Source organism: Pimelobacter sp. 30-1 (assembly GCF_018831735.1).
In the GTDB taxonomy this organism is placed as follows: Bacteria; Actinomycetota; Actinomycetes; order Propionibacteriales; family Nocardioidaceae; genus Nocardioides.
Genome location: NZ_NHTS01000004.1, coordinates 116,329 through 142,054 on the forward strand (window position 1 = coordinate 116,329; position 25,726 = coordinate 142,054).

Below are 25,726 nucleotides of genomic sequence, written 5' to 3' on the forward strand. Positions count from 1 at the left end.
CGTGCATGGCAAGGCGGCGGAGCGGTGGCATGCCGGGTTGTCTGTGGAGCGACGCCAACGCGGCCAGGTGCGTGCCCGGGGCGCGGGCCGCACGGCGAGCTTGTGGAGATGACCACTACATGTTCTCCAGTGCGCCCGTACGACGGATGGCGGTCAGCAGCACGAGCATCACCACGATCGGGATCATCGCGATGGCCGCGGCGAGCGGCAGGTTGTTGGCCGCACCGGCGTTGATGAAGATCAGGTTGCCGAGCATCTGGCTCGCGCCGCCCACGATGTTGACGGTGATGTAGTCGCCCATGGTCAGCGAGAAGCTGAAGATCGCGCCGGCCACGATGCCGGGGACCAGCAGCGGGAGGACGACGGTGCGCACGACCATCCGGCTCGGGGCGCCGAGGTCGCCGGCCGCTTCGAGCAGCGAGTCGGGGACCCGTTCCAGCGCCGCGAAGATCGGCAGGATGACGTAGGGCAGCCAGATGTAGGACTGCGCGATGATCACCGCGGTGAGGCCGTAGCCGGGCGAGCCGAGGTGGCTCCACTCGGCCAGGCCGCCCTCGGAGAGGACGACGCGCCAGGCGAAGACCTTGACCAGGTAGCTCGCCCACAGCGGCGTGAGCACCGCGACGACGAGCATCCGCCGCGCCCGCGGGGAGGCGACCTTGGCCATGTAGAAGGCGATCGGCAGCGCGATCGCGACGTCGATGACGGTGACCGCGGCGGCGACGCCGACGGTGCGCAGCGCGACCTTGCGGTAGACCTCGTTGTCGAGGAGCGTGCGGAAGTTGTCGAGCGTCCAGGTGCGGTCGATCTCGCTGCTGAGGCTGTCCACCGACCACAGCGAGGTGACCAGCAGCGCCGCGAGCGCGACGACGTACACGAGGAGCATCCAGGCGAGGGGCGCGGAGAGCAGGAGGCTCAGGCGCAGCCACACCCAGCGGTGCAGCAGCCGGGACCCCGGCCGGGCCACCGGCCCCCGCAGTGCGGGGGCCGGGGCCTGGTCGGGCCGGGCGTCGGTGACGTCGGTGGTGGCCATGATCAGCCCTTGATCTCCGTCCACGCCTGGGTCCACTGGGCGTAGTCGGTGCACTCCACGTCGGTACGGCCGTCGAGGCACTTCTTGATCGGGGTGCGCCAGAACCAGAGCTGCTTGGCGTACTCCTCGTCACCGGCGTGGAAGGTGTCGCAGTGCTTCGGGTCGGTCGTCTCGGCGCAGGCCTGCGGGCTGTTGGGCGCCTCGCCGAAGTACTCGGTCGCCTGCGCGTTGGCCTTGGGGCTGAGGATGTAGTCCATCCACTTGTAGGCGCAGTTGGGGTTCTTCGCCTGCGACGACAGCATCCAGGTGTCGTTCCACGCGGTCGCGCCCTCGGTGGGCAGGGTGACCTCGACGTCCTTGTTCTCGATGCTGTTCTTGATCACCTGCCAGGTGGTGCCGACGACCGAGTTGCCGGTCTCGAAGGCCTGCACCTCCTTGAGGTAGTCCGACCAGTACTCGCCGACGTACTGGCGCTGCTCCTTGAGCAGCGCGGTCGCCGCGGCGAGCTGGTCCGCGTCGAGCGCGTAGGGGTTCGTGATCTCGAGGTCGGGCTGCGTCTTCATCAGGTAGAGCGCGGCGTCGGCGATGTAGATCGGCGAGTCGTACGCCGTGACCTTGCCCTTGTTCTTGGCGAGCTGGTCCTTCTCGAAGACCGCGCCCCACGAGGTCGGCGCCTCGGGGAAGTCCTTCTTGTTGAACATGAGCAGGTTGGCGCCGTAGCCGTGGGGGACGCCGTAGTTCTTGCCGTCCACCGAGTTCCACTCGGTGTCCTTGAGGAAGTCGAAGACGTTCTTGTAGTTGGGGACCAGGTCGGTGTTGATCTGCTGGGCCTCGTCCGAGGCGATCAGCCGCAGCGACAGGTCGCCGGAGGCGGCGATGACGTCGTACTCACCGGACTTGGCGAGGTTGAGCGCCTCGTCGGAGGTGCCGTAGACCTTGCTCGTCACCTGGCAGCCGGTGTCCTTCTCGAAGGCGGAGACCCAGTCGACCTTGGGGTCGTTGCTGCCGTCCTCGACGTAGCCGGGCCAGGCCAGGATCGAGACCTGGCCCTCGGTCTTGCCGAGCTTCTCGACGGCCTCGGTCTTCTTGTCGCTGTCGCCGCTGCCGCAGGCCGACAGCACGGAGACCGACAGCAGGGTCAGGCACGCCGCGGCCACACGGCCGCGTCGGAGGGTGGTTTTCATCGGGTTCTCCGCTTTCTCGTTGGGTTGCTGGAGGGGAGGGAGCTGGAAGGCCGGGTCAGGAGCCCGACGCGGCGGTGAGGCGGACGACGTCCGCGCGGGCGAACCGGACGGTCACCCGGTCCCCACGGACCTCGTGACCGGCGGCGGCGCCGGTGGACTGCTCGAGCGCGACGAGCTCGACGCCGTCGGCGGTGCGCAGGTGCACCCGGTTGCCGGTGCCGAGGTAGATGGTCTCGACGACCGTCGCGTCGAGACGGACCTCGCCGGGCTCGGCCGGCGCGGTGTCGGAGGCGGCGGACAGGCGGAGCCGCTCGGGGCGGACCGCGTGCTCCTCGGCCGTGCCGAGGAGGCGCTGGGAGGTCGCGGCGTCGAGCAGGTTCGTCGTCCCGACGAAGCCGGCGACGTACGCCGAGGCGGGGTTCTCGTAGATCTCGCGCGGGGTGCCGAGCTGCTGGATCCGGCCGGCGTCGAAGACGGCGATCCGGTCGCTGAGGGTGAGCGCCTCCTCCTGGTCGTGGGTGACGAACACGAAGGTGATGCCGAGGTCGCGCTGGAGCTGCTTGAGCTCGACCTGCATCTGCTCGCGCAGCTTGAGGTCGAGCGCGCCGAGGGGCTCGTCGAGGAGCAGCACCCGCGGCTCCAGGACGATCGCCCGGGCGAGCGCGACCCGCTGGCGCTGGCCGCCGGAGAGCTGGCTCGGGCGGCGGTCGCCGAGGTGGCCGAGCCGGACCTTGTCGAGCGCCTGGCCGGCCCGCTCGCGGCGCTCCTTCTTGCCCATGCCGCGCACCCGCAGGCCGTAGCCGACGTTGTCGAGCACGCTCATGTGCGGGAAGAGCGCGTAGTCCTGGAAGACCGTGTGCACGTCGCGCTCGAAGGGAGCGCTGCGGGTCACGTCGGTCCCGTCGAGCCGGATCGTGCCGGCGGTCGGGGCCTCGAAGCCCGCGATCATCCGCAGCACCGTGGTCTTGCCGGAGCCGGAGGGCCCGAGCATCGAGAAGAACTCGCCGTTGGCGATGTCGATGTCGACGTGGTCGACCGCGGTGACGTTGCCGAACGTCTTGCGCAGGCCGCGAACCGAGATCGCGGGGACCTCGACGACCTCGTCCGCCTCGACGGGAGCGCTGGTCGAGGGTGACATCACAGTGTGCCTTTCGTCTCATCCGGGGTGGATGGTGCGATAACATATGACTTCAGAGTTCAAAGCACAAGAGGGTCGGGCAAGATGGACCCGGATCGAGACCCGGTCCGCGCTCGTCGAGCCCCGACCCGGGGGCTCGGGACAGGAGGGGAAACGGTGGCCGTGCCGTTCTACGGACGCGCATCAGCAGCGGTGTTCTCACCGCTGGAGTCGCTCAGTCGCTCGGAGCTCGTCGTCCGGCGGCTCACCGACGCGATCGCGCTCGGCCTGCTCCCCGATGCCGAGCAGCTGCCCGGTGAGCTCGACCTCGCCGGGATCTTCGGCGTCTCCACCGTCACCGTGCGCGAGGCGCTCTCGGTGCTGCGCTCCGAGGGGCTCATCGAGACCCGCCGGGGACGCGGCGGCGGCAGCTTCGTGCGCACCCCCGAGGACGGCATCAGCCACCTCGCCCGGCGCCGGCTCGACGGCTTCAGCCTCGGTGAGCTGCGCGACCTCGGCGACGTCTACGCCGCCATCTGCGGCGCCAGCGCGGCCCTCGCCGCGCGCCGCTCCAGCCCCGACGACGTCGACCGGCTGCACCGGGTCGCCGTCGTCCTCGCCGACGCCGTCAAGCCGGACGCCCGGCGCCGGGCCGACGCGCAGTTCCACATCGAGGTCGCGGCGGCCGCCCAGTCGCCGCGGCTCTACCACGAGGAGGTCACGCTCCAGGCGGAGTTCGGCACCCTTCTCTGGCTCGCCTTCGGCGACGACGACAGCCACGCCCAGATGGTCCGCAGCTGCCGGGCCGTCGTGGCGGCCATCGCCGACCGCGATCCCCACGCCGCCCGCGAGGCGGCCGAGCAGCGGGTGGCCGACTCCACCGCCCGCCTCATCGACTACCAGCTGAGCGAGGCTGCCTCATGACCGCACCGACCCTGACCGACGTGACCCGCGTGGCGGACGCCGTCACCGGGCTCGCCACCCACGCCCTCGGCCTCGCCGACCGGATCGCCGAGGCGGTGGCCCCCGCCCTCGCCCGGGCCCCGCGCCCCGGGCCGCGGCGCAGCGACCTCGCCGTCGTCGAGCCGCTCGTCGTCCCCGTGCTCGCCGACGCCGGGCAGCCCGTCCAGGGCGCCGGCTTCGTCGCCGCCCCGAACCTGCTCGGCGACGCGGAGTGGTGGCTCGAGTGGTTCGCCCGCGCCCCCGACGGCCGCCCGCAGCGCCTGCTCACCCACTCCGAGCCCCAGGCGATCGGGTTCTACGACTACGAGCACCTGCCCTGGTACGTCGTGCCCCGCGACACCGGGCGGACCCACGTGACCGGGCCTTACGTCGACTACCTCTGCACCGAGGAGTACACCCTCACCTTCACCGCCCCGGTCCTCGTCGAGGGTCGGTTCTGCGGGGTGGCGGGCGCCGACATCGCGGTCAAGAACGCCGAGCAGGCGCTGCTGCCCGCCCTGCGCAGCGCCGACACCCGGATCGCGGTGGTCAACAGCTTCGGCCGGATCCTGTCCAGCAACAGCGGCCGGCACCTGTGCGGCGACCTGCTCGACGGCGTCGACCTCGCGACCCTGCCCGCCGACCAGCGGATCGGCGACCTGCCGCTCGCCGTGGTCGCCCTCGACGACTGAGGCCCGGCCGGATTAGGCCCGGCCGTAGACCAGGTGCGTGACGTACGGCGTGCTCCGCGCCGAGACCGGCACCAGGTCGAGCGCCGGCAGCCCCGCGAAGAGCCGGGACCCCGTGGTCAGCCCGGAGACGAACGGCGCCACGTGCACGCGCAGCTCGTCGATCGCGCCCGCCGCGAGGTAGGTGTTGACCGTGCCGGCCCCGCCGGCGATCGACACGTTGCGCTCCCCCGCCGCCTCGCGCGCCCGCTCCAGCGCGGCGGCCGGGCCGTCGGTGACGAAGTGGAAGGTGGTGCCGCCGGACATCTCCAGCGGCTCCCGCTCGTGGTGGGTCAGCACGAACACCGGCGCCCGGTACGGCGGCTCCTCGCCCCACCAGCCGCGCCAGGCGAGGTCCCAGGGCCCGCGGTCGGGGCTGAACATGTTGCGCCCCATGACGAACGCGCCGGCGTCGAGGATCCCGGCGACCTCGTCGGCGTTGTCCTCGGCGTGGTCGAACATCCAGCCGTGCATCCGGCCCTGGTCGATCGAGCCGAAGGGGTGCTCGAGGGTCTGGTCGGCGGCGGCGCCGAAGCCGTCGGCGGAGGTGGTGAGGTCCGCAGTCACGATGCTCATGAGGGGGTGGACCGCCGGACGGGCCCGGACTCATCGCAAAAACGACTGGGAGACCGGGGCACCTGCGTGGGAGGATCGACCGCGTGCTGGGCATCACCGACCTCTCGACGTACCTCGTCGGGCTGATCCTGATCATCCTGCTGCCCGGCCCCAACTCGCTCTACGTCCTCTCCGTGGCGGCCCGCCGCGGTGCCCGCGACGGCTACCGCGCCGCTGCCGGCGTGTGGACCGGCGACGCGGTGCTGATGACGCTGTCCGCGGCGGGTGTCGCCTCGTTGCTCAAGGCCAACGACCTCGCCTTCTCGATCGTGAAGTTCGCGGGCGCGACCTACCTCGGCTGGCTGGCCTTCACCATGCTGCGCGGGGCGCTGGCGACCTGGCGCTCGCGGCGTACCGTCGCGGAGGTGGCGGCCGATGCCGCCGACGCCGCGGCGCCGGCCACCCCGGGCGAGCGGCCCTACCGCCGGGCCCTGGTGATCAGCCTGCTCAACCCCAAGGCGATCTTGTTCTTCGTCGCCTTCTTCGTGCAGTTCGTCGACCCGGCCTACGCCCACCCGGCGCTGTCGTTCCTGGTCCTGGGCACGCTCGCCCAGGTCGCGAGCGTGGCCTACCTGAGCGCGCTGATCTTCTTCGGCACCCGCCTCGCGGCGGCCTTCCGGCGCCGCAAGGTGCTCTCGGCGGGCGCGACCTCGGCGGTCGGCGCGGTGTTCCTCGGGTTCGCGGTCAAGCTGTCGCTGGCCCACGGCTGAGCCCGCGGCTGAGCCCGCGGCGTTTGCCGAGCGTGCCTCGGGGGGACACCTCCTCCGGGGGGGGAACGCATGGACACGGACAGCTTCGGCGAGGTCATGGCGGCGGCGATGGAGCGCCGCGGCGCCACCTTGGCCGACCTGCGCGAGCGGCTGACGGACCGCGGGCACTCGGTCTCGCTGTCCGCGCTGTCGTACTGGCGCTCGGGGCAGCGGATGCCGCAGCGCCAGACGTCGCTCGAGGCCATCCCCGAGCTGGAGGCGATCCTCGGGCTCGACGAGGGCGACCTGCTCGGCCGGATCCCCAGCACCCTGCAGCGGAAGACGCTCGACGCGGTGCCGTTCAACGACCTCGTCGGCGTGGAGACCAGCGAGCCCCTCCAGAGCGAGTCGTTCCTGTTCCGGGCCTCGGCCCACATCGTCGTGGACGTCGGGGCGCACCGCGAGATCGCCTCGGCCGTGGCACGCACGGTGCTGGTCGCGACGCGCGACGGGGTGGAGAAGGAGACGCTCTACTACCACGGCGACCCCGGGACCGATGACCTCGTGGTCCGGGCCCTGGGCGGTTGCCGGACCGGCGAGAGCACCCAGCTCGAGGGCGGCATCCAGTCGCTGGAGCTGCTGTTCGACCGGCCCCTGGCGCGCGACGAGCAGGTGGTCACCGAGATCGAGCTCACCCACCGCGGGCTGGACCTCGACACGTCCTACAGCCTGGCGACGGGATCGGCCCTCGAGGAGGCGCTGCTCTGGGTGCGCTTCCACCCCGACTGCCTGCCCCGGCGGTGCTGGCTCGGGTTCACCGAGGACGGCGCCGGCTACGAGTGGCCGGTCGAGCTGGCCGGCGGGCGCAGCCTGATGGAGCGCCAGACCGCCTTCGGCCCGGGCCGCATCGACGCCCGCTGGGAGTGGTGAGGACCGGCCCGGCCGCTACCAGGTGACGGCGTCGCAGGCCGCGGAGCGGTGCCCCTCGATCTGCAGCGTGGCGTGCTCGATCTGGAACCGCTCGCGCAGCAGCACCTGCCCCTCGCGCAGGACGCCGGCCCCGTCGGCACCGTCGAGGAGCACCAGGTGCGCGGTGGCGACGTTCATGCCGGAGGTCAGCGTCCAGGCGTGCAGGTCGTGGACGTCGCGGACGCCGTCGAGCCCGCCGAGCGCGCCGGTCACCTCGTCGATGTCGAGGCCCGCGGGGACGTGCTGGCCGAGGACCGCGAGCACCTCGCGGCCGAGCATGACCGCCCGGACCGCGACGAAGGCGCCGATCGCGAAGGCGACCACGGTGTCCCAGATGCTGTTGTCGGTCAGCAGGATCAGGCCGCCGGCGACCATGACGCCGACGCTGCCGGCGGTGTCGGCGATGACCTCGAAGTAGGCGCCCTTGACGTTGAGGGAGTCCTTCGCGCCGCTGCGCAGCAGCAGGAGCGCGATGACGTTGACGACCAGGCCGAGGAAGCCGACGACGAGCATCGGGCCGGTCTCGACGTCCGGGGAGTCGCCGATCCGGCCGATCGCCTCGACCACGACGTAGGCGGCAACGCCGAGCATCATCAGCACCGCCAGACCAGAGGCGAAGACCTCGGCCCGGTAGGAGCCGTAGGTACGCCGTCCGCTGCTGTCGGCCCGGGTCGCGATCTTGGTCGCGACCAGCGCGGCGCCGAGCGCGACCACGTCGGCGGCCATGTGGCCGGCGTCCGAGATCAGCGCGAGCGAGCCGCTGATGATGCCCACGACCAGCTCGACGACGAAGAACGTCGCGATCAGGCCGAAGGAGACCGCCAGCCGCCAGCGGTGGCGTGCTCCGGCATGACCGCTCGTCCCGGCGGCACCTGCCTGGTGTCCGTGACCGTGTCCGACTCCCACGTCTCTTCCCTCTCGTCCGTCGTCTGTGGTGCGTGCTGGGTTCAGCAGGTGGCGCAGCAGCCCTCGCCGCGCCAGGCCTGGATGCCCTCGCGGACCGCGACCGCCGCGATCACCAGCCCGGCGACCGGGTCGGCCCAGGTCCAGCCGAGCAGCGCGTTGAGGAGCAGGCCGGCGAGGAGGGCGGCGGAGAGCCAGGTGCAGAGCAGGGTCTGGGTGCCGTCGGCGACGACGGCGGCGGAGCCGAGCGCCCGGCCGGTCCGGCGCTGGGCCCAGGACAGGAACGGCATCACGGCCAGCGACACCGCGGCCAGCACGATGCCGACCGTGGACGGGTCGGGCTCGTGCCCGCCGACCAGGGCGCGCGTGGACTCGACGCCGACGTACGCCGCGAGGGCGAAGAAGGAGAGCGCCATCAGGCGCAGCGCCGTCCGCTCGCGCGAGGCCGGGAAGGGGTGCCGGAACTGCCACAGCACCACCAGTCCGCTCGACACCTCGACCATCGAGTCGAGGCCGAAGCCGACGAGCGCGACCGAGCCGGCGACCAGGCCGGCGCTGACCGCGATCACCGCCTCGACGACGTTGTAGCTCACCGAGGACGCGGCCAGCAGCCGCGCCCGGCGGACCAGGCGGGGGTCGGGGAGCGACGGCGCGGGGCCGATGGTGAGCGTCACTGCTCGTCCAGGGTGTGCAGCGCGGCGGGACCGAAGTTCTCGCACAGCACGACGGCCGAGCCGGTCGCCGCCAGCAGCCGCTCGGCGGCGCGCAGGATGTCGCGGGTCAGCTCGGGGTGGGCCAGCGAGATCACCGAGGCCCGGCCGCTGGGGCGCGAGACGACCAGCCCGCAGTCGCGCAGGCAGGCCAGGTGCTTGGAGACCGTCGACTGGGCGAGGCCGAGGTGGGCGGTGAGGTCGACGACCCGGTGCTCGCCCAGGGCGAGGTGCTGCAGGATCGCGAGCCGGTTGGGATCGCTGAGCCCGTGCAGCAGGCACGCGGCCGCGACGAGCGCGTCGGCCTCGTTCTCCGCCGTCGTCACGGTCGGCTCCGCCACCGTCTGATTCATCGCCATGTGGCGATGTAATCACCGATCGACGACGAGAGTCAACCCCCGGCCTCGCGACCGCCTCCTATGCTCGGGTCCGTGATGATGCGACCGGCCGAGCTCGAGGGCGTGCGCGCGGGCACCGTCGACCTGGCCTTCCGCCGCTGGGACCGACCGCGGGTCAAGGTCGGCACGCGACTCCGTACGGCGGTCGGCGTGGTCGAGGTGGTCAGCGTCGAGGAGGTCGCCCTCTCCCGGCTCCGGGCCGAGGACGCCCGCCGGGCCGGCGCCGCCTCGCTCACCGCGCTCAAGCAGGCGCTCGCGGCCCGGGCGGAGCGCCCGATCTTCCGCGTCGGCCTCACCTACGGCGGCGCCGATCCCCGCGAGGCGCTGCGCGCGGCCCTCCCCGACGCGGCCGAGATCGGCACCATCCTCACCGGCCTCGACCGGCTCGACGCGGCCTCGCCGATCGGCCCCTGGACCCGGACCACGCTGCGCATCATCGACCGCAACCCCGAGGTCCGCGCCCCCGACCTCGCTGCCGAGCTGGGCCGCGAGACGCCCGACTTCAAGAAGGACGTGCGCAAGCTCAAGGAGCGCGGGCTGACCGAGTCGCTCGCGATCGGCTACCGCCTCTCGCCCCGCGGCGAGGCCGTCCTCGACCACGAGGACGGACCGCGCGAGCGCGCGCCCCGTCGTACGGGCACGCCGTTGCCGCGCACCATCGGCGCCCCTGCCACCCGCGCGCTGCGCGCGGTCGACGTCCACACCCTCGAAGCGGTCAGCGGCTGGCGCCGCGCCGACCTGGCCGCGCTCCACGGCGTCGGCCCGATCGCGCTCGACCGGCTCGCCGCCGCGATGGCCGGGCTCGGCCTCGACTATGCGCCCTGAGCACGGCGGTCTGCTGCTGCGCCGGGTGCTCGTCACGCTCGCGGCGCTGGCCGGGCTGTTCGCGATGCACGGGATGGCCGACCACGGCGTCGCCTCCGCGCCGCTGCCGGCGACGGCGGCCATGGCGACCATGGCCGGTCACCACGACGGGACCGGCGACGGGACCGACGACGGGAGCGGCGGCGGCCACAGCGGCACCATGGCCGAGCTCTGCCTGGCCCTGCTCGTCCTGGCCGCGGCCGGGCTCGCGGCCGGGCTGCTCAGCCGCGGCCGCCCGCTGCTCGCGCTGCGCCCGGCCCCCACCCGGTGGCGGGTGCTGATCGCGCGGGCGGCCCGGTTCCGCGATCCTCCTGATCTCTTCCGGTTGTCGGTCCAGCGCTGCTGAGCGGGGTTCGCCCCCAGCACGCACGACACCGACAACCTCATCAGGAGAAGCAATGCACCGCACGACCCTTCGCCGGCTGGCCTCCGCCACCGGCGCGATCACCCTCGCCCTGGGCCTGGCCGCCTGCGGCTCGGACTCCGACGACGCGAAGCAGGAGCCGGCCGCGGTCGAGACCGCCCGCAACGGCGACGTCTTCAACGCCGCCGACGTCGCCTTCGCGACCGCGATGATCCCGCACCACGCCCAGGCGCTGCAGATGGCGCTGCTCGCCCAGGACCGTCCGCTGCCGCCGGAGGTCCGTGCCCTCGTCGACCAGGTCCAGGCCGCCCAGACCCCCGAGGTCGAGACGATGACGACCTGGCTCACCGACTGGGGCAAGGACATCCCGGCCACCGCGATGGACCACGCCAACGCGGGTCACGACATGGACGGCATGATGTCCGGCGCTGACATGACCGAGCTCGAGGAGTCCTCCGACGAGGACTTCCCGCGGCTCTGGATGACCATGATGATCGAGCACCACGAGGGCGCGATCACCATGGCCCGCGCCGAGCAGGCCGACGGCCGGTACGCCGACGCCGTCGCCCTCGCGAAGGCGATCGTCGAGGCCCAGGCCGCGGAGATCGCCACGATGAAGGAGCTGCTCGGCCAGGGCTGAGCCGGCTACCGCAGGTCGGCGGCGGACCCGACGACGGCACCATAGGCATCGCCGATGGTCGCCAGGGCAGCGGCATGGAGCTGCTCCGCGGGTACGTCGCCGGCCGCGCTCGGCAGCGCCCGGGTCGCGCAGGCGTCGGCGACCACCGTGAGGTCGTACCCGCGCAGCGCCGTGCCCTCGGCGGTGAAGGTCACGCACATGTGGGTCATGAAGCCGGCCAGCACCACCTGCCGGCGTCCGGTCGCCGCGATCAGGTCGGCGAGCGGGGTGTCGACGAACGAGTTGGGCGCGGTCTTGGTGACCACCTCCTCGCCCGCGACCGGGGCGACCCGGTCGTGGATCCGGCCGATCGGCGCCGTGATGTCGTACGGGCTGCCCGGGCCGGAGTCGTGCTGCACGTGGATCACCGGAGCCCCCGCCGCCCGGGCCCGGGCGAGGAGGTCGGCGGCGTGGTCGAGGGCCGGGTCCCAGCCGGTCAGCTCCATCACGCCGGTCGTGTAGGTGTTCTGGTAGTCGATCAGGACGACGGCCGACTCGGCGAGCGTCGCGGGGACGTCGGCGCTGCCGTCGAGCGCGCGCAGCGGGATCGAGGTCATGGGTTTTCCTCTCGGTCGATGGGGTGCTTCCATGGTGGCTGACCCGAATCGCACCCAACAGTCCAGATCGGGTCAGTGCTCGCCGAGATCGGCCGAGCGCGAGCCGAGAGGAGCCCCCGGTGCCCGCACCCCGCGTCGCCGTCATCGCGGCCGACGGGATCAGCCCGTTCCACCTGTCCGTGCCGTCCCTGGTCTGGGGCGGCGAGGAGCCGGCCGGCGAGATGGAGCCCTGGCCGATCGACGTGGCCGCGGTCCGGCCCGGACCGGTGGCGACCTCGGCCGGCTACGCGATCGGGGTCGAGCACGGCCTCGACGTCGTCGAGCGCGCCGACATCGTGGTGATGCCGTGGTGGCACGACCCGCACCGGTCCGCACCGGAGGCGGTCCTCGGCGCGCTCCGGGTCGCCCACGACCGCGGGGCCCAGGTGGTCGGGCTGTGCCTGGGCTCGTTCGTCGTCGCCGACGCCGGCCTGCTCGACGGCCGCGCCGCGACCACGCACTGGAAGTGGGAGGCGGTGTTCCGCCGCCGGTTCCCCGAGGTCGACCTGCGCCCCGAGGAGCTGTACGTCGACGCGGGCGCGGTGATCACCGGCGCCGGCGCCACGGCGGGCGTCGACACCTGCCTCTACGTCCTGGCCCAGCGGGCCGGCCAGGCCGTCGCCAACCAGGTCGCCCGCCGGATCGTCGCGGCACCGCACCGCGCCGGCGGCCAGGCGCAGTACATCGAGGCGCCGGTCCCCGAGCCCGGCGACGACGCCGTCGCGCGCGCCATGGCCTGGGCCGCCGGCGCGCTCGACATCCCGCTCGGCATCGACGACCTGGCCGCGCACGCCTGCATGAGCCGCAGCTCCTTCACCCGCGCGTTCCGCGCACGCACCGGCACGAGCGTCCATCCGTGGCTCGTCGCGCAGCGGGTCGCGCGCGCCCAGGACCTGCTCGAGACCACCGACCTCGCGATGGACGAGGTGGCGCGTCACGCCGGCTTCGGCACCGCGCCGCGGCTGCGCTCCCACTTCGTCGCGGCCCTCGGCGTGACGCCCACGCGCTACCGCTCCGACTTCGCCGCGCGGGCCGTCGTACCGGGGTGACGGGGGAGGTTGTCACACGCGGCGCGCGGCCGGTGTCTTCATGCTCGACCACCCACCAGCACCACCACGGAGGACGACATGACCAGCACCGCCCGCATCCCCGCCGCCCCGATCACCGGCCTCTACGGCGCCCTCGTCAAGAAGTTCGCCGGCAAGATGTTCGGCAGCGTGCCGGAGTCGATCGGGGTGCTGTGGCACCACCAGCCGGCTCTCAAGGCGAGCATGTCCTACGGCCAGAAGCTGCAGAAGTGGGACACCTGCGACGAGACCCTCAAGACCTACGCGCACATGGCGGTCGCCTCGCTCGTCGGCTGCTCGTGGTGCCTCGACTTCAACTACTTCATGGCCAAGGACAAGGGCCTCGACCTCGACAAGGCGCGCCAGGTCCCGAACTGGCGGGCGGCCACGGTGTTCTCGCCGCTGGAGCGCCAGGTCCTGGAGTACGCCGAGGCGGCGAGCCAGACGCCCCCGACGGTGACCGACGAGATGGTCGAGCCGCTGCTTGCCGCGCTCGGGCCGGCCGGGCTGATCGAGCTGACCAACGTGATCGGGTTCGCCAACCTGACCACCCGCTCCAACACCGCGCTCGGCATCGAGTCCGAGGGCTTCGCGTCGGCCTGCGGCCTGGCCCCGCTGGCCGAGCGCCCCACCGTAGGCTCGCCGGCATGACCTCTCGGGACGCCGATCCCTTCGTCACCCACCGCAACCTGCTCTTCACCGTCGCCTACGAGATGCTCGGCTCCGCGGCCGACGCCGAGGACGTCGTCCAGGAGACCTGGCTGCGGTGGGCCGACGTCGACCGGACCGAGGTGCGCGACGCCCGCGCGTACCTGGTCCGGATCGTCACCCGGCAGTCGCTCAACCGGCTGCGCACGCTGGCCCGCCGGCGCGAGGACTACGTCGGCGAGTGGCTGCCCGAGCCGCTGCTCACCGCCCCCGAGGTCGCCGACGACGTCGAGCTCGCCGAGAGCGTGTCGATGGCGATGCTCACCGTGCTCGAGACGCTCCGGCACGCTGAGCGGGCGGTGTTCGTGCTGCGCGAGGTCTTCGACATGCCGTACGACGAGATCGCCGAGGCGGTGGGCAAGACGCCCGCCGCCGTACGCCAGATCGCGCTGCGCGCCCGCAACCACGTCGCCGCCCGCCGCCCTCGCCAGGACGTCGGGCGCGGCGAGCAGCAGGCCGTCGTCGACCGCTTCCTCGGCGCGGTGCGGACCGGCGACATCCAGGGGCTGCTCGACGCGCTCGCACCCGACGTGGTCATGCTCGCCGACGGCGGCGGGGTCGCCCAGGCGATCCGCAAGCCGCTGACCGGGGCGGAGCCGGTGGCCCGCCTGCTGGCGAACTTCGCCCTCCTCGCCCCCACCGCGACCATCTCGCCGACCTGGCTCAACGGGGCGCCCGCCGCGCTGATCGACGCCGACGGCGAGCTCACCGCGGTGAGCCTGGTCGTCGAGCAGGGCCGGATCACCCGGATCCTCGCGGTCCGCAACCCGGCCAAGCTCACCGCGCTCGACCAGGAGTGGCCGCTCACCCGCACCGAGGCGTCCACCACCCCCGCCGAACCCGGGGATTCCGCCCCCTAGGGTGACGCCATGGCAGCCAGCCCCGAGGCCCGGGTCGCGCAGTTCGTCGCGGACTACTTCGCCCGGTGGGAGGAGGTCGCGCCGCACTTCGAGACGCCGGGGGTCGACGGCTTCGCCCACTGGCTGCCCGCCCTCGCCGCGCTGGAGGAGCACCACCTCGTCCCCGGCACGGACTTCCGGATCGACACCAGCTTCGGGCGTCCCGCGCCGTTCCGGCCCGGCGGCGAGACGGTGACGGCGGTCGACACCGAGGGTGACACCAGCACGGTGCGGGCCGCGGTCGACGACATCTTCCACAGCATCCGCGAGTACGTCCTGCGCCGGACCGCGCAGGGCTGGCTGATCGACCACTGCGCGACCTACCTCGACGACCCCGACCTGCCCTTCCTCGGCCCGGAGGAGGCCGCCGCGCACCTCGCCGGCTGCTCCCCCACGGCACCACTGGCGCCCCTCGGGCCGGACGACCTGCGCCGCGACCCGGCGGCACTGTTCCGGCCCGGTCCGACCCGGCTCGACGACCACGAGGGGACCGTCGAGGTGCGCCCGGCCGGCACGCTGACGACCGCGTCCGGCGCGCTCACGGTGGTCGACCTGGGCTACGACAACGACGACGCGCGACCGCTCGCGCGCACCGTCGCGCCGGGCACCTACCCGGTCGAGGTGAGCACCGCGTTCGGGCGCAATGCCGCACTGCGCCTGGTGATCGGGCCCGGAGAGCCGGTCGCCTGGCACCCCGCGACGGTCGTCGGGGGCGGCCACGTCTTCGGCGTCGACGCCGGGAACCTGTGCCTGGCCGACTACCCGTCGTACGCCGCGGTGGTGCGCCGCGCCAAGGAGCGCGCGCTCGAGCAGCTCGCGCGGGAGCGCGCCCGGCCCGCGGTGCGCGGGCACGCCTTCGGCGACGACGACCGGGTCACCGCCGTGGTCGCCGACTCCGGTTGGGGCGACGGCGCCTACCCGGCGTACTGGGGCGTCGACGCCGGCGGGACACCGGTCGTGCTGGTGCTCGACTTCGTGGTGCTGGCCTAGGGATCAGGGCGCGAGGAGCACCGGCATCAGCCGGTGCACCTGGGCACGCAGGTCGTCGAGGACGCCCTCGCGGTCGCACAGGTAGCCCAGCAGCGCCTGCTGGAACAGGCCGTCGAGCAGGCCGTAGGCGACGTGCGGCGTCATCGACGGCTCCTTGCCGGCGAGCTCGGCGTAGGTGCTGACCACGCGCCAGATCATGTCCTCGAGCGTCTGGTCGATCTGGAGGACCGCCTCGCGCAGGCTCTCCTCGAACATGCTCTGGGAGCGCAGGTCGTACCAGAGCCGGTGCATCGGCGCCTCGTCGACGACGGTCTCGACGAGCTTGTCGGCGAAGGCCGCGACCAGCTCGTCGGCGCTCGTCGCGTCGGCGACCACGCCGTCGTAGCGGTGCACGCAGGTCGCCTTGTACTGGCGCACGCAGTAGACGATCAGGTCGAGCTTGTCGTGGAAGTAGTAGTGGACGACGCCGTGGGAGAACTCGGAGTTGTTCGCGATCTCGCGCAGGCTGGCGCGGGCGTAGCCGAGCTCGCCGAGGGTCCGCAGGGCGGAGTCGGCGAGGGCACGCCGCCGTTCGTCGTGCTTGTCGGCCGGCGTACGACGCGCGGTCGCTGTCGTCATGGGGCCCGACCCTACCGCCTCCCGGGCGCTTTCTGGACGATCGTCCGGATTTTTCTTGACGATCGTCCAGAGAAGTCTTGACAGTCGTCAAGGAAACGGGGTTGTGTGGCCCACGTCACCCACCGCAGCACCGACGAAGGAGTCGCACACCATGACCGAAGCCGAACTGTCCGGGCGCACGGCGCTCGTCACCGGCGGCGCCCAGGGGCTGGGCAAGAAGTTCGCCGAGCACCTCGCCGCGGCCGGGGCCACGGTCGTGGTCGGCGACCTGCAGGACGACAAGGGTCAGGAGGTGGCCGCCGCGGTCGGGGGCCACTTCGTCCACCTCGACGTCACCGACGACGCCTCGTGGGCGGCCGGCGTCGCCGCCGCCGTCGAGCACACGGGCGGCCTCGACATCGTCGTCAACAACGCCGGCATCGAGATCGCTTCGCTGTTCGTGAACCTCGACCCCGACGTCTCGCGGCGGATCTTCGACGTCAACGTCGTCGGCACCTCGCTCGGCATCAAGCACGCGTTCCGCACCATGGGTCCGGGCGGCGCGGCGGGCAAGGGCGGTGCGGTCATCAACGTCGCCTCGGTCGCCGCGCACATCGCCTTCCCGGCGCTCTCGCAGTACTCGGCGTCGAAGTCGGCCGTCGACCGGATCACCCGGGTGGCCGCGATGGAGGCCGGCAAGCTCGGGCTCGGCGTCCGGGTCAACTGCGTCTCGCCGGGCCTGATCCCCAACGAGATGGGCGCTGGCCTGGCCAACGAGCTGACCGGCATGGGGCTCTTCGCCTCACCCGACGCCGCCGTCGGCCAGGTCGTCGAGCTCACGCCGTCGGGTGGGCTGGCCACCGAGGAGGACATCGCCGAGGCCGTGGTCTTCCTCGCCTCCGACCGCTCGAAGTTCATCAATGGCGTCGACCTGTCGGTCGACGGCGGAATGGGGATGTGAACCATGGCTGACAACACCGCCGACAAGAAGCCCGTCATCGTCTACGGCGCCTCCGGCTACACCGGGCGGCTGATCTGCGAGTACCTGCGCGAGTTCGGCGTCCCGTTCATCGCCGCCGGCCGATCGGCCGACAAGCTCAAGGCCTCGATGGACGCCCACGTGCCCGGCATCGAGACCGCCGACTACGACATCGTCGAGGTCGGCCACGACGTCGCCTCGCTCACCGAGCTCTTCAGCGGTGCCTCCGTGGTGTGCAACACGGTCGGCCCGTTCAGCAAGTACGGCCCCGAGGTGGTCGAGGCCTGCCTCGCCGCGGGCACCCACTACCTCGACACCACCGGCGAGCAGGACTGGCTCATCACCTGCGACGACCGGTGGGGCGCGGACTTCGCCGCCGCCGGGCTGCTGCTCTCGCCCGGCATCGCGCAGATGTACACGACCGGCGAGATCGCCGCCGAGCTGTGCCTGGAGAAGCCGGGCCTCGACACCCTCGACATCGCCGTCTTCTGGGGCGGTTCGCCGACGATCGCGTCGACCCAGACGATCCTCGTCAACGCCGCCACGTCGCGGGCGCACTACCTCCAGCAGAACCAGTACGTCGAGTTCGACCCCACCCAGGGCCTGGTCCCGCTCGTCGTACCGGGGCAGCACGAGCTCGCGCTCTCGCTGCCGTGGGGCGGCACCTCGCACCCGGTCTGGTACCGCAAGGACCCGCGCGTCGCGAACTGCAAGGCCCAGGGCGGCGTCTTCAACGCGGCGCTGATGAACGGCGTCCCCCAGATCGTGGCGGGTGCGCTCGAGGCGACCAAGGACATGTCGGAGGACGAGCGCGACGAGGCGCTGACCGCGACCGCGGCCCAGGTGATGAACCAGATGCCGCCGCGCGAGAACCCGCGGCTCAACAAGTCCCTCGACTCGGTGCACGCCTCGGGCCCGCTGGGGCGCGCGCACTGCGTCATCCACGGCAACCAGAACTACAAGCAGACCGGGCTCCTGCAGGCCTATGCGGCGTACTCGCTGCTGCAGCAGCCGCCGCTGCGCGTGGGCTTCGCCTCGGGCTGCAAGGCGTTCGGACACCGGGAGCTGCTCGGTCAGCTGCGCGCGTTCGGGCTGGTCGCCGAGCCGGTGCTCACGGTCGAGGGCTGAGGAGGATCCGGTGCGGCTGGTCGACTACCTCGACAAGGGCGCGTCGCTGGGGGGCGACGCGGCCTGCCTGGTCTGCGACGGGCGGACGTGGACCTACGACGAGGTCCGCGACCTCGCCGGACGGATCGCGTCCGCCCTCGTGGGGCGGGGTGTCGCGCCCGGTGAGAAGGTCGCGATCCTCGCGTCCAACGACCCGGTCGCGTTCACCTGCGTCTTCGGGATCAGCCGCGCCGGTGCGGTCTGGTGCCCCATCAACCCGCGCAACGAGGCCGCGGAGAACCGCGACCTGCTGGCGCTCTTCGAGTGCACGACGCTGATCTTCCAGTCGTCGTACGCCGGGCTGGTGGACCAGATCCGCGACGACCTGCCGAACGTGCGCACCTTCGTGTGCCTCGACGGGTCGTACGAAGGGGCGCTCGGGTGGGACGACTTCCTCGCGTTCGGGGGCGAGGAGGTCGACCACCCGGCCGACGACGACCTGGCGATGATCGTCGGCACCGGTGGCACCACCGGGCGGCCCAAGGGCGTCATGCTCACCGGCACCAACATCGAGACGATGACGGCGCTCACGCTGATGAGCTACCCGTGGCCGGAGCGGCCCGCGCGGCCGACGTACCTCGCGCTGGCGCCGCTGACCCATGCCGCCGGCGTGCTGTGCTTCCCGGTCCTCGCCGCGGGCGGCTCGGTCGTCATCATGCGGACGCCCGACGTCAGCGCCTTCCTCGAGCTGGTCGCGGCGGAGCGGGTGACCCACACGTTCCTGCCGCCGACGCTGATCTACATGGTGCTCGACCACCCGGCCCTGGAGACGACGGACCTCTCCTCCCTCCAGTGCTTCTGGTACGGCGCCGCGCCCATGTCGTCGCGCCGGCTGGAGGAGGCGCTCACCCGGATCGGCCCGGTCATGGCCCAGCTCTTCGGCCAGACCGAGGCGCCGATGATGATCTCCACGATGTCCCCGCGCGACCACTTCCGTGCCGACGGCTCGGTCGCCCACGAACGGCTGTCATCAGCGGGGCGGCCCGCACCGCTGGTGACGGTCTCCATCATGGGCGAGGACGGCAGGCTGCTGCCCGCCGGCGAGCGCGGCGAGATCGTGGTCCGCAGCTCGCTGGTGATGCGCGGCTACTTCCGCAACCCGGAGGCGACGGCCGAGGCGTCGGCGTACGGCTGGCACCACACGGGCGACATCGGCTACCTCAGCACCGAGCCCGGGGACGAGGGCTTCCTGCACATCGTCGACCGGGCCAAGGACATGGTGATCACCGGCGGCTTCAACGTCTACTCGACCGAGGTCGAGCAGGCGCTGATGGCGCACCCGGCCGTCGCCGACTGCGCGGTGATCGGGCTGCCCGACGACAAGTGGGGCGAGCGGCTCACCGCCGTCCTGCAGCTGCGGCCGGGGCAGACGGTGACGCCCGCGGAGGTGCAGGCGTTCGTCAAGGAGCGGATCGGCAGCGTCAAGACGCCCAAGCAGGTGGAGGTCTGGGACGACCTGCCGCGCTCCAAGGTCGGCAAGGTGCTCAAGACCGAGATCAAGCAGGTGCTGAACGCGGGCTAGCCGGCAGGCCCAGCCGCAGGTGCTCCCCGTGGTAGATCGCCTGGTCCAGCAGCGCGGAGACGTGGTCGTCGTAGAGCTCGTAGACGATGCTGCGGCCCTCGCGGTTGCCCGTGACCAGGCCGAGGTTGCGCAGCACGCGCAGCTGCTGGGAGACGGCCGGCTGCTCCATGCCGATCGCGTCGACGAGCTCGGTCACCGTCGCCGGGCCGCGCCGCAGCCGGTCGAGGATGAGCAGCCGGCTCGGCGTGGCCAGCGCCTGGAGCGTGGTCGCCAGCGACTTCGCCGCGGCGGCGTCGAGCGGACGCGGCTCGCTGCGGTCCTCGGCATGTCCCACGGGAGCATCGTAGTCGGGCCGGCCGGCGCGCCGTGCCGTTCACGCAATTGCATGCACATATATGCATGTCTCTATATTGGGTCCCATGACGACGCGCTGGGGGCACGGCCATGGACACGGGCACGGGCATGGGCACGGCCATGCCGGGCTGGCGAGTGCCGCGGAGAGCAGCAGCCTCGGCATCCGGGCGGCCTGGATCGGCCTGGCCGGGATGACCGCGACCGCGGCCGCCCAGGTGGCGATCGTCGCGATCTCCGGCTCGGCCGCGCTGCTGGCCGACACCGTGCACAACCTGGGGCACGCGGCGACGACGATCCCGCTGATCATCGCCTTCCGGATCGGCCGGCGGCCCAGCTCGCGGCGCTATCCCTACGGCCTGCGCCGCGCGGAGGACCTGGTCGGCCTGCTCATCGCGCTCATCGTCGCGCTGTCGGCGGCCTGGATCATCGTCGACTCGTTCGACGCCCTGCTCCACCCGCGCCGCATCGAGCACCTGGGCTGGGTGTTCGCGGCGGGCGTGGTCGGCTTCGCCGGCAACGAGGCGGTCGCGGTCCACCGGATCCGGGCGGGACGGCGGATCGGCTCAGCCGCCCTCATCGCCGAGGGCCAGCACGCCCGGGCCGACGGCCTCAGCTCGATCGCGGTCGTGGCCGGCGTCGTCGGCGTCTGGTCCGGCGTCGCCCGCGCGGACGCGATCGCCGGGCTGCTGGTGGGGCTGATGATCCTGGGCGTGCTCGTCGCCACCCTGCGCTCCGTCGTACGACGGCTCATGGACGGCGTCGAGGACGACGTCATCACCCGGCTGACCACGGCGGCCGACGCCGTCCCGGGGGTCGCGGGCGTCGACCGGGTGCGGGCGCGCTGGACGGGACACCGGATGGAGGGCGATGTCGTCGTCCAGGTCGACCCGGCCCTGACGGTGTCCGCCGCCCACGACGTCACCGAGGAGGTAGAGCGGGCGCTGCTGCGGGTGCTTCCCAACCTGGAGTCGGCCGTGGTCCACGTGCGCCCGCTGGGGACACCCTGACCCGCGGCGCCATCGGCTGGAGCTCGACCACCTGACGCCGGATCTCGGCGAGCGCGCGCACCGTCCAGTGGGTCGCCTTGGCGCGCGGGGGCACCAGTCCGGTCAGCTCGTCCTGCACCCGGAGCAGCGAGCCGACCCGCTCCGGACCCAGCCGCGGGCTCTCGACGGCCAGCAGCGTGCTCGGCTGGGCCAGCCCGAGCGCCACCGCCAGCGTCACCTGGTCGAGCAGCAGCGCGCTCTCCCCCAGGCGCCACATCTGCAGGCGCGGGGGCAGCGGCCCGAGCAGCTCCGCCGCCTGGCGCGCCTCGTCGCGCAGCTGGTGCCCGGTCCGCATCCCGTCCCCCGTCCGCTCAGCCCTGCCGGTCGTCGTGGTCGCGCGCGAGGCGGACCCGGGCGACGCCGAGGTCGAGCAGCACGGTGACGAGCAGGATGCCGAGAGCAGTCACGAGAATCGGGAACACGCCAGGGAGACACCTCCGACGCGCCCGCCATTACGCGGTTCCGCGGTTTCAGCGGGGTTCTGGCCGCTCCGGCCGGGAAGGCCACCCCCATGGCTGCGCCAGGTGACCCCGCGTACGACCCGACCGAGGGGTCGGCCGGCTCCACGACGACCTCTCCGGCCCAGGCCCAGGAGCTCGGCGCCGACCTGTACGCGATGTACCGCGCCGGATCCATCGACTTCCCGCTCATCGCGACCCGGCTCCACGAGCAGGCGACCGCGCTGCACGGCCCGCGGGAGTCCCTCATGTCCTTCCAGGCGTCGGTCACCGGATCGCCCGCGATCCTCATGGGCGTCGTGAACGATCTCTACGACGTCCTCTTCCACGCGGTCGACAGCACCGCGCTCGCCTGCCAGGACACCGGCACCGCGCTGGTCCAGGTCGCCGCGGACTTCGCCATCCGGGACCAGGCGGCGGCCGCCGAGTTCGGCCGGCTCCTCGACGGCAGCCGGCCCGACTTCGCCGACCCGCGGCCGCCGATCGGCACGGCCGACGTACCCCCGGCGACGGACGACGGCGGACCGGAGGGCTGGCGGTGAGCGCGCGCTACACCGCATCGGGGTTCGCCGACGAAGCCGCCCGGATGGGCCACCACCTCGGCGTGCTCAAGGGCCTGCAGGACGTGCTCGACCTCGACGCCTGGCCGCGCTACCCCGCCGATCCGATGGGCCAGCGCAACTGCGACGTGATCTACCGGCTCGGTCCGCACGACGGCGTCGCGGTGATGTTCTGCCTGCGCGACCACGCCCCGCTGGGTCGCGTCACGGAGTACGTGCGCGAGCACGTGACGCCGGAGATCAACCGGCTGCTCGACGACGCGATGACCTGGGGCGAGCAGGTCGGGACCGACCTGCTGACCACGGCGGAGCCGCTCACCACCCCGATCACCGCGATCCCCCAGACCGCCGCCCAGATGCTGGAGCGCGACGTGCAGCAGCAGGCGTCGTCCCTCACCGGCACGTTCGCCGACCTGTCGGTCGCGCTGACCGACTGGACCGGCGACAGCGCGACCAACTTCCGGGCCTACATCGAGCAGAAGATCCAGACGGCCACCGCCAACCAGGTGATCCTCGGCAACGGCATCGCCGCGACCCTGGCCGGGGTCACGGTGACCCTCCGCTCCGGACGGGAGAGCCTGATGAGCCTGGCCGGCGCCGTCCGCGGCGCCGCCCAGGACCAGATCGCGCTCCTCGAGCAGCGCGAGGCGGCGGTCGACAACGGCCGGGCCTTCCTCCAGCTGGCCCAGGCCGCGACGTCCGTGCTGTCCGCGATCCCCGTCGCGCCCGTCGCCATCACGGCCTCGGCGGTCGGCGCCGTCCTCGGCCTCGTCGAGAGCGGCATCCCCCCGGCCGACCAGGAGGAGATCACCCTCACCGAGCAGGACGCCACCGCGCTGGCCGCCCGGGTCCGCGAAGCGTCGGCCACGACGGTCTCGCGCTGCGACACCCACGTCCAGCAGATCCACGACCAGCGGCTCACCCCCCTGGCCCAGATGGTGGACGACTGGCAGACGCTACGCCTGCTCGCCCCGCCCCGGCCGGACATCGCCGACGGCGCGACGAGTCCGGCCGAGCTCGGGTTCGGCGGCGCCTGACCCGAGCAGCACCATCACCACCACGGGCAGGTCCGGCGGTGCCCAGGACGCCGGCAGGCGCGCCGCCTCGACCCAGCCGGCCGACCGGTAGAGCCGCTCCGCCGCCGCGTGCAGCGGCAGCACCTCGAGGCACGGCCGCCGGCCCGCGTCCCGGATGCCGGCGACGGCCGTGTCGAGCAGCCGCCGGCCGACGCCGTACCCGCGCGCCTCGGGGCCCACGAAGAGCGTGCTCACCCACCCCAGGTCGTCGACCGCGCAGCCGTGCGCGGCGGCCGCTGCGCGGTTCAGCTCGCACGGCTCGGACGCCTCGGACGATCGGTCGGGCGCCGTCCAGCAGACGTGGCCCACCGGACGGCCGCCGAGCTCGGCCGTCCACGCTGCCCGGGCGTCGTCCGCGTGGAGGAAGGACTCCACGGGGATCGGCAGCGGGTCGCGATAGGGATAGCGGGTCTCCGGCTGCTGCTCGAAGAGGACGCCGGCGAGCGCCGGGAGGTCAGCAGTACGGCGGCGGCGGATCCGGGGTGAGCCGAGGTCCGCCATGGCCCGATGCTCGCACGGCGCGGGTGGCGAGGGCCCCGGCGGCGCACCGGAGGGCGCACACCGCCGCCCCCCGTACGACGTCCCGCGGGCTCACGCGTCCGCCCCCTTGCCGCGCAGCAGCACCCCGGTGGCCACGGCACCGACGCCGGCCACGATCGCGGCGCCGACAAAGGCCGCGGAGTAGCCGTCGGTCAGCGCCACCGGGTCGCCGAGCTTGCCGGCACCGTAGGCCGCGGCGACCGCCGTCATCACGGCGAGGCCGAGGGCCGAGCCGATCTGGTAGCTGGTGTTGACGATGCCGGAGGCGAGTCCGCCCTCCTCCGGCGGCGCGGCCGAGATCGCCGTGCCGAGGGTCGGGATGAAGGCGAGGGACATGCCGAGGGCGGCGACCAGCGACGCCGGGAGGACGTCGGCGGCGTAGGAGCCGTCGGGCCGGATCAGCGCGAGCCAGCCCATGCCCACGGCGAGGAGCGCCAGGCCGGTGACGGTCGCGGTCCGCACGCCGACGACGGCGAGCACCCGGGGAGCGAGCACGACCATGCCGACCATGATGAGCAGCGTCATCGGGAGCAGCGCGGCCCCGCTCGGGAAAGCGCTGAGGCCGAGCACCTGCTGGAGGTAGAGGTTCAGGAAGAACCACATCGGGATCCATGCGGCGCCGAGGAGCAGCTGGCCGAGGTTGGCGGCGGCGAGATCGGGAGCCTTGAAGATGCCGAGGCGCAGGAGCGGCTCGCTGCCACGGGCCTGCTGGGCCACGAACGCGGCGAGCAGGACGACGCCCGCGCCGAGCACCCACCAGGTGCGGGCGGCGCCCCAGCCCACCTCGGGCGCCTGGACGACGGCGTACACGAGGGCGGCGAGGCCGGCGGTGACGGTGACGGCGCCGACGAGGTCGACGCGGCGCGAGCCGGGGAAGCGGCCGGCCGGCATCGAGGCCGGGACGAGCGCCAGGATCAGCACCGCGATGGGGAGGTTGATCGCGAAGACCCACGGCCAGCTGAGGTACTCGGTGATGACGCCGCCGAGGAAGACGCCGGCGGTACCGCCCGCGGGCGCGGCCGCGCCGTAGAGCGCGAGCGCCTTGGTGAGCTCGCGGGGGTTGTTGCCGAACAGCATCATCAGCAGGGTCAGCGCGGCGGGCGCGATGAGCGCGGCGCCGGCGCCCTGGATGGCGCGGCCGGCGAGCTCGACCTCGACGTTGCCGGCGAGGGCGGCGACGAGCGATCCGGCGGCGAGGACGACCCAGCCGGCGGAGAAGACGGTGCGGGCGCCGAGGACGTCGGAGATCTTGCCGCCGAGCAGCAGCAGACCGCCGAAGGCGACGACGTACGCGTTGAAGACCCAGGACAGGTTCTCGGGCGTGAAGCCCAGCTCGCGCTGCATCTCCGGCAGCGCCACGCCGATGATCGAGGTGTCCATGATGACCATGAATTGGGCCGCGGCGATGACCGCGAGCCCGAGCCAGCGACGGTCCGTCGCCGGCGCGGTGGTGACTGACATCCGAATCTCTCCTTCTCGATGACTTGACTTCATACCCTAGGGGGGTATGGTTCCTTTCAAGATCGGGACGTTAGCACGGAATACCGCAGGGGGGTATCCTGGTCCTATCCAGGTCGAATCCCCCAGCAACGAAGGACGAGGGCATGGCACACACCGACGCCGGCACGGAGAACGAGCACAGCTACATCGCGAACCGGACCAAGGACGACTACCTCAAGCGGCTGCGCCGCATCGAGGGCCAGGCGCGGGGTCTGCAGCGGATGGTCGAGGAGGAGAAGTACTGCATCGACATCCTCACGCAGGTCTCCGCCATGACGAAGGCGCTCCAGTCCGTCGCCCTGGGCCTGCTCGACGAGCACATGGCGCACTGCGTGGTCAACGCCGCCAAGGAAGGCGGCGAGGAGGCCGACATCAAGCTCAAGGAGGCCTCCGACGCCATCGCCCGCCTCGTCCGTTCCTGACCGACCGCCCCGATCACCGCACCACATCCCCACCACCGAGAGGACATCTC

General features: G+C 72.7%; 31 protein-coding genes. 18 read left to right on the forward strand and 13 right to left on the reverse strand.

Annotation, left to right across the window (positions count from 1 at the left end):
* Positions 1 to 115: 115 nt before the first annotated feature.
* Genes CCO04_RS10265 through CCO04_RS10275 form a run of 3 tightly spaced genes read right to left on the reverse strand, consistent with a single transcriptional unit; the run spans position 116 to position 3,355 of the window.
* Positions 116 to 1,033, reverse strand: a complete 918-nt coding sequence (locus CCO04_RS10265) for an ABC transporter permease (RefSeq protein WP_215814048.1) — start codon at positions 1,031 to 1,033, stop codon at positions 116 to 118.
* Positions 1,034 to 1,035: 2 nt separating this feature from the next.
* Entirely contained in the window at positions 1,036 to 2,217 is a 1,182-nt protein-coding gene (locus tag CCO04_RS10270; RefSeq protein ID WP_215814049.1) for an extracellular solute-binding protein, read from the reverse strand.
* 55 nt (positions 2,218 to 2,272) lie between these two features.
* The gene (locus CCO04_RS10275) at positions 2,273 to 3,355 is read right to left on the reverse strand and encodes an ABC transporter ATP-binding protein (RefSeq protein ID WP_215814050.1); all 1,083 of its coding nucleotides are present in this window, start codon (positions 3,353 to 3,355) and stop codon (positions 2,273 to 2,275) included.
* A 156-nt stretch (positions 3,356 to 3,511) separates the two neighbouring features.
* Between CCO04_RS10275 and CCO04_RS10280 the strand changes: the two genes are divergently transcribed.
* The gene (locus CCO04_RS10280) at positions 3,512 to 4,258 is read left to right on the forward strand and encodes a FadR/GntR family transcriptional regulator (protein WP_215814051.1); all 747 of its coding nucleotides are present in this window, start codon (positions 3,512 to 3,514) and stop codon (positions 4,256 to 4,258) included.
* Complete coding sequence (locus CCO04_RS10285) at positions 4,255 to 4,968, forward strand: cache domain-containing protein (RefSeq protein ID WP_215814052.1); 714 nt, start codon at positions 4,255 to 4,257, stop codon at positions 4,966 to 4,968. Before CCO04_RS10280 ends, CCO04_RS10285 begins: the two co-directional genes overlap by 4 nt.
* A 12-nt stretch (positions 4,969 to 4,980) precedes the next feature.
* Here the strand turns inward: CCO04_RS10285 and CCO04_RS10290 are convergent, their stop codons facing one another.
* Complete coding sequence (locus tag CCO04_RS10290; protein ID WP_215814053.1) at positions 4,981 to 5,580, reverse strand: dihydrofolate reductase family protein; 600 nt, start codon at positions 5,578 to 5,580, stop codon at positions 4,981 to 4,983.
* An 83-nt stretch (positions 5,581 to 5,663) separates the two neighbouring features.
* Here CCO04_RS10290 and leuE point away from each other — a divergent pair, with 83 nt between their 5' ends.
* Positions 5,664 to 6,329, forward strand: a complete 666-nt coding sequence (gene leuE / locus CCO04_RS10295) for a leucine efflux protein LeuE (protein ID WP_215814054.1) — start codon at positions 5,664 to 5,666, stop codon at positions 6,327 to 6,329.
* Positions 6,330 to 6,398: 69 nt separating this feature from the next.
* On the forward strand, positions 6,399 to 7,238 hold the full coding sequence (locus tag CCO04_RS10300; protein ID WP_215814055.1) for a hypothetical protein: 840 nt from the start codon (positions 6,399 to 6,401) through the stop codon (positions 7,236 to 7,238).
* 15 nt (positions 7,239 to 7,253) lie between these two features.
* Here CCO04_RS10300 and CCO04_RS10305 read toward each other — a convergent pair whose 3' ends face one another.
* From CCO04_RS10305 to CCO04_RS10315, 3 genes are read right to left on the reverse strand one after another with little or no spacing between them, the layout of a single operon-like run.
* Positions 7,254 to 8,183 (reverse strand): cation diffusion facilitator family transporter, encoded by a 930-nt coding sequence (locus tag CCO04_RS10305; protein ID WP_215814056.1) that lies wholly within the window; start codon positions 8,181 to 8,183, stop codon positions 7,254 to 7,256.
* Positions 8,184 to 8,224: 41 nt separating this feature from the next.
* Entirely contained in the window at positions 8,225 to 8,854 is a 630-nt protein-coding gene (locus tag CCO04_RS10310; protein ID WP_215814057.1) for a cation diffusion facilitator family transporter, read from the reverse strand.
* Positions 8,851 to 9,243, reverse strand: coding sequence for an ArsR/SmtB family transcription factor (locus CCO04_RS10315; protein WP_374197004.1), 393 nt, complete (start codon positions 9,241 to 9,243; stop codon positions 8,851 to 8,853). The genes CCO04_RS10310 and CCO04_RS10315 overlap by 4 nt, the downstream gene beginning before the upstream one ends.
* 78 nt (positions 9,244 to 9,321) lie before the next feature.
* Between CCO04_RS10315 and CCO04_RS10320 the strand changes: the two genes are divergently transcribed.
* From CCO04_RS10320 to CCO04_RS10330, 3 genes are read left to right on the forward strand one after another with little or no spacing between them, the layout of a single operon-like run.
* On the forward strand, positions 9,322 to 10,113 hold the full coding sequence (locus CCO04_RS10320) for a hypothetical protein (RefSeq protein WP_215814059.1): 792 nt from the start codon (positions 9,322 to 9,324) through the stop codon (positions 10,111 to 10,113).
* Positions 10,103 to 10,498 (forward strand): DUF6153 family protein, encoded by a 396-nt coding sequence (locus CCO04_RS10325; protein ID WP_215814060.1) that lies wholly within the window; start codon positions 10,103 to 10,105, stop codon positions 10,496 to 10,498. The genes CCO04_RS10320 and CCO04_RS10325 overlap by 11 nt, the downstream gene beginning before the upstream one ends.
* A gap of 52 nt (positions 10,499 to 10,550) precedes the next feature.
* A complete protein-coding gene (locus CCO04_RS10330) occupies positions 10,551 to 11,156 on the forward strand; it encodes a DUF305 domain-containing protein (RefSeq protein WP_215814061.1) in 606 nt (201 codons plus the stop codon).
* Between the two features lie 5 nt (positions 11,157 to 11,161).
* Here CCO04_RS10330 and CCO04_RS10335 read toward each other — a convergent pair whose 3' ends face one another.
* A complete protein-coding gene (locus tag CCO04_RS10335; RefSeq protein WP_215814062.1) occupies positions 11,162 to 11,752 on the reverse strand; it encodes a cysteine hydrolase family protein in 591 nt (196 codons plus the stop codon).
* 119 nt (positions 11,753 to 11,871) lie between these two features.
* Here CCO04_RS10335 and CCO04_RS10340 point away from each other — a divergent pair, with 119 nt between their 5' ends.
* From CCO04_RS10340 to CCO04_RS10355, 4 genes are all read left to right on the forward strand, one after another.
* Complete coding sequence (locus CCO04_RS10340) at positions 11,872 to 12,840, forward strand: GlxA family transcriptional regulator (protein ID WP_215814063.1); 969 nt, start codon at positions 11,872 to 11,874, stop codon at positions 12,838 to 12,840.
* A gap of 78 nt (positions 12,841 to 12,918) precedes the next feature.
* Positions 12,919 to 13,509, forward strand: coding sequence for a carboxymuconolactone decarboxylase family protein (locus tag CCO04_RS10345; RefSeq protein WP_215814064.1), 591 nt, complete (start codon positions 12,919 to 12,921; stop codon positions 13,507 to 13,509).
* On the forward strand, positions 13,506 to 14,426 hold the full coding sequence (locus CCO04_RS10350; protein ID WP_215814065.1) for an RNA polymerase sigma-70 factor: 921 nt from the start codon (positions 13,506 to 13,508) through the stop codon (positions 14,424 to 14,426). The genes CCO04_RS10345 and CCO04_RS10350 overlap by 4 nt, the downstream gene beginning before the upstream one ends.
* A 9-nt stretch (positions 14,427 to 14,435) precedes the next feature.
* Entirely contained in the window at positions 14,436 to 15,455 is a 1,020-nt protein-coding gene (locus CCO04_RS10355) for a DUF4241 domain-containing protein (protein WP_215814066.1), read from the forward strand.
* Between the two features lie 3 nt (positions 15,456 to 15,458).
* Here the strand turns inward: CCO04_RS10355 and CCO04_RS10360 are convergent, their stop codons facing one another.
* A complete protein-coding gene (locus tag CCO04_RS10360; RefSeq protein WP_215814067.1) occupies positions 15,459 to 16,073 on the reverse strand; it encodes a TetR/AcrR family transcriptional regulator in 615 nt (204 codons plus the stop codon).
* A 151-nt stretch (positions 16,074 to 16,224) separates the two neighbouring features.
* Here CCO04_RS10360 and CCO04_RS10365 point away from each other — a divergent pair, with 151 nt between their 5' ends.
* Genes CCO04_RS10365 through CCO04_RS10375 form a run of 3 tightly spaced genes read left to right on the forward strand, consistent with a single transcriptional unit; the run spans position 16,225 to position 19,720 of the window.
* Complete coding sequence (locus tag CCO04_RS10365; RefSeq protein WP_215814068.1) at positions 16,225 to 17,013, forward strand: SDR family NAD(P)-dependent oxidoreductase; 789 nt, start codon at positions 16,225 to 16,227, stop codon at positions 17,011 to 17,013.
* Between the two features lie 3 nt (positions 17,014 to 17,016).
* Positions 17,017 to 18,159, forward strand: a complete 1,143-nt coding sequence (locus tag CCO04_RS10370; protein ID WP_215814069.1) for a DUF5938 domain-containing protein — start codon at positions 17,017 to 17,019, stop codon at positions 18,157 to 18,159.
* A 10-nt stretch (positions 18,160 to 18,169) separates the two neighbouring features.
* Positions 18,170 to 19,720, forward strand: coding sequence for a long-chain fatty acid--CoA ligase (locus CCO04_RS10375; RefSeq protein WP_215814070.1), 1,551 nt, complete (start codon positions 18,170 to 18,172; stop codon positions 19,718 to 19,720).
* Here CCO04_RS10375 and CCO04_RS10380 read toward each other — a convergent pair.
* A complete protein-coding gene (locus CCO04_RS10380) occupies positions 19,695 to 20,054 on the reverse strand; it encodes a metalloregulator ArsR/SmtB family transcription factor (protein ID WP_215814071.1) in 360 nt (119 codons plus the stop codon). The two genes, CCO04_RS10375 and CCO04_RS10380, sit on opposite strands and share 26 nt — an antisense overlap.
* 85 nt (positions 20,055 to 20,139) lie before the next feature.
* Here CCO04_RS10380 and CCO04_RS10385 point away from each other — a divergent pair, with 85 nt between their 5' ends.
* Entirely contained in the window at positions 20,140 to 21,081 is a 942-nt protein-coding gene (locus CCO04_RS10385; RefSeq protein WP_252373067.1) for a cation diffusion facilitator family transporter, read from the forward strand.
* Here the strand turns inward: CCO04_RS10385 and CCO04_RS10390 are convergent.
* On the reverse strand, positions 20,993 to 21,415 hold the full coding sequence (locus CCO04_RS10390; RefSeq protein ID WP_215814073.1) for a hypothetical protein: 423 nt from the start codon (positions 21,413 to 21,415) through the stop codon (positions 20,993 to 20,995). The two genes, CCO04_RS10385 and CCO04_RS10390, sit on opposite strands and share 89 nt — an antisense overlap.
* Before the next feature lie 216 nt (positions 21,416 to 21,631).
* On the opposite strand from CCO04_RS10390, the gene CCO04_RS10395 reads away from it, so the two are divergent.
* Positions 21,632 to 22,120, forward strand: coding sequence for a hypothetical protein (locus CCO04_RS10395; protein WP_215814074.1), 489 nt, complete (start codon positions 21,632 to 21,634; stop codon positions 22,118 to 22,120).
* On the forward strand, positions 22,117 to 23,175 hold the full coding sequence (locus CCO04_RS10400; RefSeq protein WP_215814075.1) for a hypothetical protein: 1,059 nt from the start codon (positions 22,117 to 22,119) through the stop codon (positions 23,173 to 23,175). Before CCO04_RS10395 ends, CCO04_RS10400 begins: the two co-directional genes overlap by 4 nt.
* On the opposite strand, the gene CCO04_RS10405 is transcribed toward CCO04_RS10400, so the two are convergent.
* The gene (locus tag CCO04_RS10405; RefSeq protein ID WP_215814076.1) at positions 23,095 to 23,715 is read right to left on the reverse strand and encodes a GNAT family N-acetyltransferase; all 621 of its coding nucleotides are present in this window, start codon (positions 23,713 to 23,715) and stop codon (positions 23,095 to 23,097) included. The two genes, CCO04_RS10400 and CCO04_RS10405, sit on opposite strands and share 81 nt — an antisense overlap.
* Before the next feature lie 90 nt (positions 23,716 to 23,805).
* Positions 23,806 to 25,215, reverse strand: coding sequence for an MFS transporter (locus CCO04_RS10410; protein ID WP_215814077.1), 1,410 nt, complete (start codon positions 25,213 to 25,215; stop codon positions 23,806 to 23,808).
* Between the two features lie 143 nt (positions 25,216 to 25,358).
* On the opposite strand from CCO04_RS10410, the gene CCO04_RS10415 reads away from it, so the two are divergent.
* Positions 25,359 to 25,676 (forward strand): metal-sensitive transcriptional regulator, encoded by a 318-nt coding sequence (locus tag CCO04_RS10415; RefSeq protein ID WP_215814078.1) that lies wholly within the window; start codon positions 25,359 to 25,361, stop codon positions 25,674 to 25,676.
* Positions 25,677 to 25,726 lie beyond the last annotated feature (50 nt).